General features: G+C 64.2%; 10 protein-coding genes. 4 read left to right on the top strand and 6 right to left on the bottom strand.

The genetic code is table 11. The annotated features are described in order from the left end of the window. Positions 1-80 precede the first annotated feature (80 nt). From OHA18_RS11705 to OHA18_RS11695, 3 genes are all read right to left on the bottom strand, one after another. On the bottom strand, positions 81-1,337 hold the full coding sequence (locus OHA18_RS11705; RefSeq protein ID WP_329004051.1) for an MFS transporter: 1,257 nt from the start codon (positions 1,335-1,337) through the stop codon (positions 81-83). After that, entirely contained in the window at positions 1,324-2,634 is a 1,311-nt protein-coding gene (locus tag OHA18_RS11700) for a condensation domain-containing protein (protein WP_329004050.1), read from the bottom strand. The genes OHA18_RS11705 and OHA18_RS11700 overlap by 14 nt, the downstream gene beginning before the upstream one ends. A gap of 1,046 nt (positions 2,635-3,680) precedes the next feature. Next, the gene (locus tag OHA18_RS11695) at positions 3,681-4,340 is read right to left on the bottom strand and encodes a TIGR02391 family protein (RefSeq protein ID WP_329004049.1); all 660 of its coding nucleotides are present in this window, start codon (positions 4,338-4,340) and stop codon (positions 3,681-3,683) included. Between the two features lie 139 nt (positions 4,341-4,479). Between OHA18_RS11695 and cutA the strand changes: the two genes are divergently transcribed. Further along, positions 4,480-4,800: a divalent-cation tolerance protein CutA gene (gene cutA / locus OHA18_RS11690; RefSeq protein WP_329004048.1), complete on the top strand. Its 321-nt coding sequence runs from the start codon at positions 4,480-4,482 to the stop codon at positions 4,798-4,800. Here the strand turns inward: cutA and OHA18_RS11685 are convergent. Next, positions 4,797-5,978, bottom strand: a complete 1,182-nt coding sequence (locus tag OHA18_RS11685; protein WP_329004047.1) for a helix-turn-helix transcriptional regulator — start codon at positions 5,976-5,978, stop codon at positions 4,797-4,799. The genes cutA and OHA18_RS11685 overlap by 4 nt on opposite strands. A 77-nt stretch (positions 5,979-6,055) precedes the next feature. Between OHA18_RS11685 and OHA18_RS11680 the strand changes: the two genes are divergently transcribed. Then, on the top strand, positions 6,056-6,289 hold the full coding sequence (locus OHA18_RS11680) for a hypothetical protein (RefSeq protein ID WP_329004046.1): 234 nt from the start codon (positions 6,056-6,058) through the stop codon (positions 6,287-6,289). A gap of 471 nt (positions 6,290-6,760) precedes the next feature. Here OHA18_RS11680 and OHA18_RS11675 read toward each other — a convergent pair whose 3' ends face one another. Together OHA18_RS11675 and OHA18_RS11670 are read right to left on the bottom strand one after the other, a co-directional pair. Next, positions 6,761-8,830, bottom strand: coding sequence for a KAP family P-loop NTPase fold protein (locus OHA18_RS11675; RefSeq protein ID WP_329004045.1), 2,070 nt, complete (start codon positions 8,828-8,830; stop codon positions 6,761-6,763). A 391-nt stretch (positions 8,831-9,221) separates the two neighbouring features. Then, positions 9,222-9,851, bottom strand: coding sequence for a hypothetical protein (locus OHA18_RS11670; protein ID WP_329004044.1), 630 nt, complete (start codon positions 9,849-9,851; stop codon positions 9,222-9,224). Positions 9,852-10,683: 832 nt separating this feature from the next. Between OHA18_RS11670 and OHA18_RS11665 the strand changes: the two genes are divergently transcribed. Both OHA18_RS11665 and OHA18_RS11660 read left to right on the top strand, forming a co-directional pair. Continuing rightward, positions 10,684-11,112 (top strand): hypothetical protein, encoded by a 429-nt coding sequence (locus tag OHA18_RS11665; protein ID WP_329004043.1) that lies wholly within the window; start codon positions 10,684-10,686, stop codon positions 11,110-11,112. Between the two features lie 286 nt (positions 11,113-11,398). After that, the gene (locus OHA18_RS11660) at positions 11,399-12,409 is read left to right on the top strand and encodes a helix-turn-helix domain-containing protein (RefSeq protein WP_329004042.1); all 1,011 of its coding nucleotides are present in this window, start codon (positions 11,399-11,401) and stop codon (positions 12,407-12,409) included. Positions 12,410-12,725: the final 316 nt, after the last annotated feature.

Genomic DNA, 12,725 nt, shown 5'->3' with positions numbered 1-12,725 from the left:
CGGTACTTGTGCCGACAGACCCGGCTCCCTGCATGTTGGGAGCAAAGCTGAACTGATTAATGAAGCAGGTGGCGCCGTGCCTACTCGGAATGGTTGAGGCGCTTGTTGATGCCCGTCGCCATCAAGGAGAAGACGGCGAAGGCGACTCCGATACCGAGCCATCCGAGGCGCCCGCCCCGAACGACAGCGAGCGTGTACCCCGAGACCGCCAGGAGCCGGGCGCCCTGGGCTCCAAGGCCCCATAGGGCCTGATATTCGGCACGCCTGGACGCCTCAGACAGCGCGCCGAACAAGCTCCACTCGGCCGCCGACTGCCATAGTTCGCCGACAGTAACCAGCAGGTAGGCGGTCACCAGGACACCGACAATCACCGGGACGGACGCGTTCGTTGATCCGATCATCAACACACAGGCGCCTGCAACGACGAGGCCAGACCTGACCAACAGCCGAACCCCGCCCTGCGGCGTGTCCGCGCCCCGCGATACCCGGACCTGCAGGATGACGACAACGGCAGTGTTGACAACAAAGAGCGCCGCTACAAGTGCCCTCGGCGCGCTTGTCTTGTCGATGATCCACAACGGCAGTACGACAGTCAGGAGAGCCGTCAAGGTCCCGATGACCGCGTTGACCACTGCGGCAAACGCAAAGCCTCGATCTCTGAGAACGCGGAAGGCATATCCCCGCTCTCCAAGCTTCTTCCCGTCGCCGTCCCGGTCATTGTTAGGCAGCTTTCGGATCAACACCGCATTGGCAACCAGGAGCGCGCCTGTGACGAGGGGGAGTAAGATCAGCAGGCCGTGACCGGGTGACAGGAGAACTAGACCGGACACGCCTCCACCGGCCGCGAATCCAATGTTCGAAGCAGTTCGGACAAACGCGAGCGTACGTACTCGGGTGTCGCCCTCAAGTGAGTTGTAGCTATATCGCGATCGGGCGGCGCCGCCGGCCGTTCCAGCAAGCGCCAAGATCGACATCGCAACCACGTACAGGACAAAGCTCTGAACGAATGGATAGGAGAGGTATACGGCTGCCTCAAAGCCCGCTGCAATTGACCAGGAGCGCTTTGAACCATGACGGTCGACCAAACGCCCGACGGGAAGGCTTGCCAGCATTCCACATGCCGTTGCCAGGCTGAGCCCGACGGCAACCTGATCGGGCGCAAGGCCGACATAAGCAGTGAAGAAGACGACGTTACCTGCCAGAAACGTGCCTGCTCCGAGCGACCAGAGCAGGGTCTGCAGGCACAGGGCGCGAGGCAGGCCGGGCGGCGGCAGGAGGTGCTGGAGCCGAGCCCAAGAGAGTCGGCGTATGTCCGAGCGGACGTCATCCGTGGGCATGTTCACCTCCTGCAACGAAATACTCGGCCCGCCGGCCAAGCTCGCGACCGAGCGCGCATGCCATCGCGTCAGTTATCGCATGGGCGAAGCGGCCCTCCTCGAATGCGAGTTCGACCTGTGCCTCAGGGCCGATCAACTGAACATTGAGCAGGATCCGGCCGCGCTGGCCGGGACCGCCCCACAGCTTGGCTTGCTCAGCCAGGTGGAACTCTGGTCGCGCCGACGCTGGCCCGAACTCGAGCGACTCAAATGATGGGGAGTCGAGGACAATCGCCAGCGATGGCCGCATGGCACGGGCATCGGCCTCGTGGGGTGCAAGACGAGCGCGGACGAGTGGGAGTGGGAGTGAGGCCAGCGCTACCGTGTTGTACCAGCGGTGCCAGCCAGGGATGGTGAATGCATCGTCTCGTTGTGCGAAGGCGAATGGACTCGCCAGCCATCCGACTAGCCCACGGCTCTCGCGACGTAGCCGGTTCGAGCTGTAGTTAATAACGGAGAGCGGTCTGAAGGTCGACGCAACTGATGCTGCGGTGAGCAGCGTCTCGGAACAGAAGTAGGCGAGTGAGCCTGTGGCGAGGCGGGCCTTCCTGCGAGCATCGAGTTCCGACGCGTCGATGATCCACCGGAAACCCGCTGTTCGCCCCACCGGATGAACAGTCAGGGGTTCCAGAAGCGGGAGGTCGGCGAACCCGCTTGGGCTGGCGCCGGCTAGTAGTCCGGCGAGCCTCGAGATGTCCTCGCTGGTTTCCTTAGACGCCAGCCGGCGGGACTCTGTTTCTGCGAAAGTCAGGAGTGACGGTGCGGTCGGCAGCGACAACGCGCGGTTAGCCGCGATAGAGGTGTACGCGTTGGCGAGATCGCGGACGACAATGTCGATGCTGGCCCCATCGCAGACAAGGTGATCGACCCCGACAAACAGGTGGGTCTCGGATCCTCGATCGTCGGCGACCAGGGCCAGCCGCCACATGTTCCCCGACGTCGGCTCGAAGTAGGTCGTCAACCATTCGTTGGCTTGGGCGAGCGCATCCCCCAATGCGACGTCTGGCCCTCCGAAGACCCTGCAATTCGGAGCCATTGAGACCTGGTCGACCATCCGGCCGGTATCTTGCTCCGGGTCGTATTCGACGGCCACTCGGAGGGCTTGGTGCCTACTCTGTACGACTGCAGCGGCAGCTTCCAGGATCTCCAGGTCTAGTGTCCCGGTCAGCTTCAGGTGGGAAGGCACCGTTCGCGAACGCAGTGGCATGCCCATTTCGCGAAGCGCGGCGTCACCTGCCAGCCTTGCCAGCTGGTTCACCAGCAAAGGTGCCGAACGCGGGATCTCCGCGTCTCTGGGAGCACCATCGACCATGCATCTTTCCGATCCGTGAAGAGTTGGCCCCGAGGCGATGGATGCGGTCGGGGAATACGTGCGTCAATGCCCAGGTGCGACCTGCAGGCACGTGGAATGTCGTCAGCGCAGAATGATGAATCTGGCAGCGAATCGTTGCTTATCGCCAAGCCAGCGATCTGTAACTCAGGTGGAAGCGAGGTTGGAGCTTGGGTTGCGCCTTATGTCGCCGCTGAGAGGTCTGTGCGAGAAAGTTCCGAATGGGCAGATGAGTTCTCCGCGCACGCTTCTCTCACGATCGGGGGCTCCCATTCACTTTTGCGGGCAACTGAGACATCCAATCACCGGGACTGGCGCGGAAGCAAGGATCTTGAGCACAATTGCATCAAGTGACATTCGGATCGCTCGGTGCGGCACTCGCGCAGGGCGTGCCCGGCCATTGAGCGACAGTGCAGGACCAGCGGCAGCCTGCGGTTCATCCAGGGTCCGCGACGGCTCGACAGTTCAGCTTGAGATCGGACTGCGGTCGAATCGGGGAGATCCTCATGTCGCTGGCGTCGAAGGGGCCGCTTGCGTGGAGGACGAGTGCTGCACTGTGAGCAATTCCCGGGTAGACGAGCGCACCACCTAGCATGCGAGTGCTAAGTGCCGAGAGCCTCGCGGACATCAAAGAGCCTTCCCGAAGCTCGCTGCAGAGCGGTTAGGTGGCGAGGAGGCTGCTGCTGCGTGGGACGGGTTGCCGGATCAGGTGGTCAGGGCAGACCATTGTTGACGGTCCGGCTGAGGCAGGTGGCCGACTCGATGGCGGCCTGTATCCCATGCCAGGCGATCTGCCTGTTGGGCGTGCTGCGCGGCGCATGGAGCGGCCAGACGTGAACTCCGTAAGCGAAGTGGAATCCGGCTCGTGTCAAGGCCGCGCTGTGGGCGTCCCATCCCGGTCGGGCTGCGTGGCCGGATTGACTCTCGGAAGGACGACGGCGCCAGAGGCCCATCGACCGCCTTGCAGAGCGGTGTCAGCGCCCGATTGTCGGCAATGGAGCCAGCGCCAACTTGGCGACGAGGTCGGCGTTCGGCGGTACAGCGGCATAACAGTCCACCGCAGGATGGGGACTGGTCTCATGAGGCAGCCGCGGTGCGCGGCGGAGTGCCCACGTCCGGCTCGCTCCACCAGTTCGCCGGCGTTCTGGCGCTACGATGTCGCTTGCCACTCCATGCTCGACGACGATGGATGGTGCGGGCCGGAGACGGCTGTTGATGTTCCGCGCGGCAGCGTCGACCGCGTCCTCGTAGTTGCCAGCTTCCCAAGCCGGTTTCGCAGCTTCCCAGACCCAAGGGTGCAAGTTTCCCGCATTCAGCGTTGGGCCGCCGCCCAAGTGTAAAGCGATCTCTTCTTGCGCCTCCAAGCGTGCAAGGCATTTCGTCGCGGCTTCGCGCATTTGGCGCCATCTGTAGCGCTCGTGCTCGGTCACCTCGACATCAATCTTCCAGCCCGGATATTCCTGCTCCAAGATTTTTTCGATGATAGCTGCGAGCGGAATCACTTCCTGCTCAGGGATTTGCGCCTTGTAGCTGTGGAACCCGATTGAGTTTGGCGGACTAGGCACAAAGATCGGATCTGTTTTAGCGATGAAATCCCGAAGTTTCTCAAGCTTCCAGGACAGCGAATCGTTCACGCGTCCTCCCTCCCGGATGGATAAGGCGTCTGACGGCGATCAATAGTGGCCGCTGACGCAGACTGAGGCAAGCCAGCTCACCGAGCCAAGAGTGGCGGCCAATGCGGCAGCTTCATCCAGCGAATCTAGACTCGACGACATGTCTGGCTACTTGCAGGTCTCTACAGCGACGGCGACTCGTGACGAGGCGGTCCAGCTCGCAGGCTCGGCAGTTGGAGCCGGTCTTGCCGCGGGGGCGCAGGTGGTAGGCCCGGTCGTCTCCGTCTTTTGGCATGAGGGTCGGTACGGCGAGGGTGAAGAGTGGCAGGTGTTGTTGAAGACCACGGAGCGCCGATACGCGGAGCTTGAGGCTCATGTATTGGAGAACCACCCGTGGGGTAATCCCGAGGTGAGCGCGGTGCCGATTTCCGCAGGCTCGGCCGGCTACCTCGACTGGCTTGATCGGACGACGAAGGGCTAGCCGCGGGCCCGCTCGAGTACAGCGGCGACCTCAGGTCCTCCGTAGCGGGTCAAGCGACTGAGGACGCCTCGGAGTCGTTCGCCGGGACGAACTGAGCCGACCCCAGACGCCAGGTCGATAGCGTGCTCGGTCACGTAGGCAGCCCGTTCGGGATCGTCGGCATCCATCAGGGCGTGAGCAAGCCAGGTGCTGTAGAGCGCCTTATCACGAGAATGCGTGTCGTCGTACCGCGACAGAGCGTCGTCCAGCAACGGAACTGCGCGCGCCGGTCGGCCGAGCTCCGTGTAGCAACGGCCGGCCATGATGTCGATCTCCAGCGGGTCAACCCAGAACACCCAATCTGGCTCAGGGAAATGTGACGACTCGTTGACCGCGGCTACGGCGGCATCCAGTGCCCGTGCAGTGGCAGATACCTGCCCGCTCACGGCGTACGCCCAGGCCAGGCGCTCGTGTAGCAAGGCGCGGACCCGAGGTGTCGTCCGAGTGCCCGCGACGCGTGTGGACTGGGCGGCGGTCTGGGTGTCGGCCTTCTCGTAGGCGATGAAGGCCAGCGAATTACCCTCCAAGCCGGGGTCGCCGGACTCCTTCGCGGCGGACAAGGCCGCCCTGTAGTGCCGTCGCGATTCGACGTACCGGCCAGCGTCGAAGGCAGCCCATCCGGCCATCTGTGCTTGCTCGGCGAATACCCCCGTCAGCGCTCGGGCCGTCGTACTGCTGTAGCTGGCTGTCTTGATCAGCTTGGCCGTCGCGTCCATCTCGGACGTGTAGACCCCGTATGTATCCATGCCGCCGAGATGGTCATCCAGCCGTCGCAGGCGAGCGGTCCGCTGCCGCAGCTGTCGTACCTGCGTTGCGCCGATCTGACTGCCTGTCCGCGCCCGAGCGAGAGGCGCGAGCGCCAGCGCGGTTGCCAGACCGGCGAAGGCCCGCCGATCCACCGCATCGGGGCTGGCGGATTCGGCGTGGAGCACGTCGTCTAGTTGCTCCTCGGACAGTTGCAGCGCCCGCGCCAGGGGAGGGCGCACCCACGCCTGAGGCTCGGTCCGACCTGCTTCCCAGCGGACGATGGTCGATCGCTCGATGCCGAGCGCGTGCGCGAGCTCATCCTGGCTCAGCCCGACAGACCTTCGGCGCTGAGCCAGGGAGTGACGTCGCGCGTGCCCCACTGGATGCCCCATTTCTGCCTCACCCGGCCCGAACTACTTGTTGTTACCTGGGCGGTGCGGCGAGTCAACACCACAGAACGAAGGTACCAGTGGCAGAAGGGGCAGACACAGCGATGGTCGAGTCGGCGGTAGGTGACGGCGTCGAGTGGGTGGGGGAGGGCGACAAGCCCCACCGGTCGAGTGGACTTGGTTGGCCGGAGCTGCGAAGCGCCCCGGCTGACCCGTGCGAAGGCCGCAACCCGATGACCAAGCGGCTGTGCCGGCTCGGCCACCACCAGGGCTATCACCGCGACGACACGGGGGCGGAGTGGCTCGATGACTAAGCAGCGGAACGTTCGTGACCGGCAGTTGCGGCGGTGGGCGTGGCAGGCCGGAGCCGTCGACCGGCGGAACGGCGTCTGGCTGAACGGGTACGACCCGCGCCACGTCGGCCAGGTCGTTCCGTGGTGTGTTGAGGCGTACCTAGCCCGAGGCCCGATCACACCTCGCATGTCAACCCGCAACTACCGCCAACTGGAGTGGCGTCTCATCCACCCTCGGCGAAGGACCGCCCCCTAATCGGCGGGGCTGGCGTGTTGACCCCTGCGTCCGCGCCCGTCCCGCTCACCACTAAGCGACCCCGGCTGACCTCCTCACAGCCGGGGTCGCTCGCGGTATCAGCTCTCCGCTCGCGCTGCCCCGATCGATTGCGTCAGCCCGGCTCTACGGGCAGCATCTCTTGGACCTGGGGGAGCCGTACGAGAGATCAAGGTTCTTCGTGTGCCGTCGTTCAGTGCAGCGCGACGGCACCAGTTTCAGTCATCTCCCCAGTCCGAAGGTCGCCAGCCCTTGAGGTACTTGTCTGCGAGTTCGATGACACTGGTCAGATCCTCGTCTGCTGATGCACGAACTGTGTCGAGTGCTCGTTCCACTTCGTCTTCTCCGCCGAAGATTTCGACCAGCATGTCCCAGTTGAGACGAGTGGTGCGGTGCACTGCCCGGTTACCCATGGCCTGGCTTCTCACGACACTTTGGGAGTTGAGCAGCACCGCCTTCGCCAGGGTCGAATTGCCGGCATCCGCGTGCACAACCTGCCCGCCGTCGTATCTCTTCGGTAAGTAGAGGAGCCGCAAGAGGTCCCGCTCCTGGGCGAGTTGCTCGGGCGTCGCCGCTTCGATCTGCAGCCGGAGCTTGTTCTCCAGTGACTTGCTGTCAGCCTCGGAGACGAGCTTCTGACCGGCTCCCTCTCGATGTCCGACTAAGGTGACGATCTCGAATCGCGATGACAGAGACGAGACTCCGGCGAGGACATCTTCCGTGGCTGCCATCACTTGCTCAGGAGTGTCGAGTCGGCGGAGCAGGCGCAGTACGACTCTGGCCACAACGACACGAGCGTTGATGAAGCCGAACATGCCCTGCGGCCGATCTGGCAGTTCTGGAAGCAGGTTGAGGAGTACCCGCGAGGCAGAGACAACCGCGGTGGTCGGGAAGTCGGCCTCGAAGGCTTGCAGCGCGGCAATGACGTCTTCTAAGGCAGCGACGTCGAAGCTCCGCAGCAGGGCGTCCAGGGACGCTTCGTCGTCCAGGACCTCGAACGCCTGTTCCGCGGCGTTGAATGCCTTCAGCCCTTCGTTGGTCGTGTGCTCCAGGTACATCGCGAGCACGTCCGGGTGGGCAACTCGACGCGCCTTCAGCCAGGCCGGGAGCCAGCTCGAACCGTAGTTGTTGTTGTCGAGGTGCCGTCGGGCGGCCGGGAACAGGCGCACCAGTGCTGCCCGAACGACGTCGGGATGAGATCCGCCGGCGGCGATGATGGACTCGACCTGAGCCTTCAGGACGGGGTCGTTGTGTGACGAGTCAAAGCCTGGGGACGTGGCGGTTAGTGCGTCTCGACCCGCGACGATCGCGCTGAAGACGTCGGGCAAGAACACCCGAATTGCTTCCAGACCCATTAGATCTGCAAGTTCGATCTGCGAGCCTAGGGTGCGTGCCTTAGCTCGCACCGCGGCTGCGAAACGGTTGACGTCCCTCAAGTTGGTGATCAACGGGCGGATGATCTCCATGAGCACGTCGGGCCATGCGTCCGCGTCGAAACGGGCGGTCGCATCCAGGCCACCGAGCGCTTCATCCAGAGACTCGCCGAGGACGCGCAGCATCGACGAGTCCGCGATAACGGGGACGTCGACGCCGAGTTGCACGATCTTCTCCAGGTAGGCGCGGCCATCGAAACCGGATTGCGACAAAGCGTCCTCCACACGAGCGCGGTCGAACGCCAGCAGGTAAACCACGTTCGGAAAACTTGCGGTCAACCGAACGAGCTTGAAGATGTCGCGGATCTCGGAGGATTCGAGTCTGTCGATGTCGTCAATGATGACCACGATCGGAACGGTGAGTTGGTTGAGCTCCTTGGCCAACTTGTCCCGCTGCTGTGCGACGCTGCCTTTTCGCCGCTCCTGGTACGCCTTGAGTGCTTTGGCGCTGCCACGGACGCGGTCGAACCAAGCGCCCACGATCGGTATAGCGGAGGCTGGGCTCAGGAGGTCGCCGTAGGTGTCTACGGCGTCTGCGATAGCCGCGACCTTGGGCTCCTTGAGCCGCATCTGCGCTGACAGCTCCCTGAAGAAGGACTCGACGAGTTCATCCGTACCGGAGAAAATCCACGGATTGAACTCGACGATGGGGACGGCCGGAGCGACTTCGAGACTCTCGCGGATCATGTTGACGATCGACGTCTTTCCTGATCCCCAGGGGCCGACAACACCTACGACATACCCTTCCGAGGCGTCGAGTTCACGGATGTCTGCAGCGACGCTTCGGGCCCCCTCTCGCCGCTGGAGTCTGTCTTGCTCCGCGTTCTTGATGGGGTTATCTCCTCGGCTGGACACATCGCTACCCTTCTCACCTGGAACCGCCGATCGCGGTCACGTTGCTGGCCGCCCGGCGTCCTTGTCTGCCGGATTGACCTCTTAAGAATCAAGGCGCGCCGCAAGCGGCGCGCAGCGCGGCCCGGGCTTACGACCTCCGGCCGACGCCCTCTACCGCGCACCTGCTGCACCTGGCCGATGCTCAACCGCTCACCTGGCATCCGACGACGAATTAGTCGGGACGCCGAACGTCGGTGGGAGCCTCGTCCCCCTGGCCGCTCGATTGTCCGGGCAGAACGCCGTGTCTCAAGAGCGCCTACGGCGTCCCTGCGGGATCGGGCGAGCCCGACTCTTGACACACGACGCCCTGCCCTTGGTTGGCAGCTATCAGGGGGACGGGGCAGGTATGGCGCTACGCGGTCAGTGACTGCCAGAGCGCGCCGTAGGCCAAGGCCTCACTGGCCAGGTACTCGTCCAGGCCGGCGCGCGGCTTGGGCGTCGGCCGCCACTCCTTACCCCGGCGAGCGTCGAGGATCACTGGCGTGCCCTTCACGCTGAGGTGCGGCATCGCGTACTCCAACAGCCGCAACATCGCGTCAGCCTGGAACCGGCCGAGCTGCGGTGCCTTGTAGTAGACCTTGACCACCTCGACCCGCCCGTCCTTCCGGATCAAGGCGAAGTCCGGGTTGACCTTGACCGTGACATTCGGCTGGACCCATTCCCAGCGATCCACGTCCAGGATCCTCGCGGTCTGCGCGGCCTGCACGTACTTCCCGATGTTGTCGCCGATTTCCTTGTAGTGGTCGACGGCGCGGAGACGAGCGTTCAGGACAGCGCGCTCGATCGGCGCAGTACCGGTGCGGAACCGGATCGCCTCCTGAAGTGCGACGCCCATCGGCCGGTAGAAGTCCTTGCCCGGGTTGTAGTCTTCGCTGAACTGGGTGACCTGTGCCCGGACGAGAGAGATCCGCTTGTTTCCTCCGGGCGCGACGAGATAGTCGCTGAAGGTGGCCATCACGACCACCGGTGACACCTTCGCCATGTGGCGAGCTCCGCTCTACTCACGACGGGGCCGTCACGTGTCAAGGGGCACAAATGCGTGTCATACACCCTCAGTGGAGCTATGGTTTAGGCGACTAAACCGTGGTTCTTTAACCACAGCCCCGGCGTGACGGCCCTACCACGGCCTCGTGCCGGGGTTTTTCGTCGTCATGACTCTACGCGGAGAACCAGACACATTGGCAGTAACGACCCGGAGACGTACGGCGTGTCGCGCGGACGAACGCTTTCCGATCATGAGATTGCGCGAACGCAACTGTCCCGATCCGCTGGCCATACGCTGGAGACCGCTCCGGTCGGTGTCTCCGGACACCAGGCGAAGCCCCTACCTCCTGCCTGACCTCCTAGTTGTCCACTGCTGACACGGCGATCCACCGCTCATCAGGTCGAACCCCAGTCCTGCTAACAGGACTGCTAACGAGCGAGTGGACGCTGATGGATTCGGGTGAACTTCTACCCCCGGTCCACGCCTTCGGTCGCGCAGGTTCCACACCGCTGTAGACCCCGGTCGCAGCACTCGTAATGAGAAGGTCGTCGGTTCGATTCCGACAGGCGGCTCCACCAGAACCCCCAGGTCAGAGGTCAGTTTCCTCGCCCGGGGGTTTCTTCTTTCCCGGCTGCGTGGCGTCGTTCGTGGCGCGGAGGTGCCTGCCATCTACGCCACCGCCCGGGGCCGGCTGTGTCCACGCATCGCCAAGGCAACTGTGCACGCTGTGCCAACGACGCCGGTCGAGTGTTTGGCGAGCATGAGTCTCACCAACTTTGAATCGGCGCGGCATGAACACCCGGGCCGGTCGATCGCGTCAGGAGAAGACATGCACCACAAGAGATCCGCGACCCTGCTGGCCGCCGCCGTGATGCTCGTCGGTGGGGCACTCGCCACAGCGGCGCCGGCGTCGGCGGCTCCCGCCCCTCCCGATGGCAGCAGGTGGGACCACACCTTCACCTCGGTGGACAGCAACCACGGCGCAACGATGTACGTCGAAGAGCACGGTGACGTGATCGAACTCTGCGACTCGGCATCCGACGGATACGCGGCGAGGGCCATCGTCTCCGGGAACCCCAGCCTGTCGGGGACTCTGACGTACACCATGACGAGCTCAGGTGCTGGAGTCTGTACGGTGCACACCGCATCGCAAGGCGGAGCCTACGATCTCCCGGAGGTCTGGACGATCTACGTCAAGCTCTGGGTAGGTACGAAGTACCTCGGGGAGAAGCAGTACTCCTTCCTCAACGACCTCTGACCGATACTCCGTCGTACGGGGTAAAGGCGCTCCTTGCAGACAAGCGCCATGACTGCCCCCACCACTCAGCCCCGTGCCCGCGGCAAGAGGCTGAGCGGTGGGGGCGGTGGTGCGCAGGTACTAGGGCAACATGCCCTAGCTCTCACCGTGTCTCGTCCGGTTCGACGGTGTTCGACCTGACAAATGAGCGAGCTGCGTCGTCGCGATGGTGGAGACAAGTTCCGCGACCGAGAGCGTGATGGTCATCAGGGTCTTCCAGATTCCGCCGTCCCACTGAGTGAGAGACATGCTGCAGCATTCCCAGTTCAGCACCGACGCGCTGACGGCCGAGGACCGATTCGACGCCTGGCGTGAGCGGCTCAACAGCACCCACGTACTGATGCAGTTGGAGAGTGAGTGCGCTGCCGATTTTCACGCGCACCAGCGGCTGATCTGTTTGGGCGCGGTGTCGATGTGGCCGATTCGCTGCGACCCCTTGGTCTGCCTGCGGACGCCGAAACTGATCAGGCGGTCCGACCCCGAGGTCTACCATCTTTCCCTCCTCCGCAACGGGGTGGCGAGAGCGTCCTGGGGTAGGCAGGGGAAGGACTACCGGTCGGGGCACTTCCACCTCAACGACTCGTCCCGGCCGTCCAAGCTCGAGATCAGGGTTGCGAGCGGCTGGATGTCGGCCATCGGTATCGAGATCCCGAAAGCCCTGCTCCCGCTGCCGCAGCGGACCGTCGACCGGGCTTTCGATCTCACCCTGTCCAACCGGACCGGGCCCGGGGCGTTGCTGTGGCACTTCATGTCCCGGCTCGCGGCCGATACCAATCCCTACCGGCCCTCCGACGCACCCCGGCTGGCCACCGTACTGGCCGACCTGGTGAGCGCGATGCTGGCGAACGCGGTGGATGCGGAGAGCGAGCAACCTCCGGAGACTCGCACCCGCGTGCTGGTGCTGCGCGTCAAGGAGTTCATCCGTCGGAATTTGCATGACCCCGAGATGACGCCGTCCCAGGTCGCGGCGCGAAATCACATCTCATCCAGCTATCTGCACCGGCTCTTCCGCGACGAGGGGGAGACGGTCGCCACGTACATCCGTCGTCAGCGGCTGGACGGTGCACATCGTGACCTCGTGGACCCGGCATTCGCCGGCACGCCGATCCATGTGGTGGCCGCCCGTTGGGGCTTCCCGCGGGCCTCGGAGTTCACCCGCGCGTTCCGCTCGTCGTACGGCGTCGCGCCCTCGGAGTACCGCAGTGGGGTCGGACGTGACGGACCCGACGCACCCCGGCCGACCAGTAGGTCCTGGTGAACCGGGGTGCGCAGAGAGCACGACTAACGGTCGGCGTTCGGGAACCACTGACCGGGAGTGGCCGCAGGGCTGGCGTTGGGGAACCACTGACCGGGAGTGGCTGCAGGGCTGGCGTTGGGGAACCACTGACCGGGAGTGGCTGCAGGGCTGGCGTTGGGGAACCACTGACCGGGAGTGGCTGCAGGGCTGGCCTTGGGGAACCACTGACCCGGCGTCGCAGCGACAGCCGGGCCAGCGAACACGGCCACTGCCACCCCTGCGCCGGTAAGCACTGCGGCAATTCTGCGGACCTTCATCATTCCTCCTGGAACACGTG

Source organism: Kribbella sp. NBC_00709 (genome assembly GCF_036226565.1).
Classification (GTDB): Bacteria; Actinomycetota; Actinomycetes; order Propionibacteriales; family Kribbellaceae; genus Kribbella.
This window is presented reverse-complemented; position numbering and strand designations above follow the sequence as displayed.

What these genes read in the sequence shown, in the direction of transcription:
- OHA18_RS11705 (WP_329004051.1), bottom strand. Translation starts at nt 1,337, where the DNA reads ATGCCCACGGATGACGTCCGCTCGGACATACGCCGACTCTCTTGGGCT.
- cutA (WP_329004048.1), top strand. Translation starts at nt 4,480, where the DNA reads ATGTCTGGCTACTTGCAGGTCTCTACAGCGACGGCGACTCGTGACGAG.
- OHA18_RS11685 (WP_329004047.1), bottom strand. Translation starts at nt 5,978, where the DNA reads ATGGGGCATCCAGTGGGGCACGCGCGACGTCACTCCCTGGCTCAGCGC.
- OHA18_RS11670 (WP_329004044.1), bottom strand. Translation starts at nt 9,851, where the DNA reads ATGGCGAAGGTGTCACCGGTGGTCGTGATGGCCACCTTCAGCGACTAT.
- OHA18_RS11665 (WP_329004043.1), top strand. Translation starts at nt 10,684, where the DNA reads ATGCACCACAAGAGATCCGCGACCCTGCTGGCCGCCGCCGTGATGCTC.
- OHA18_RS11660 (WP_329004042.1), top strand. Translation starts at nt 11,399, where the DNA reads ATGCTGCAGCATTCCCAGTTCAGCACCGACGCGCTGACGGCCGAGGAC.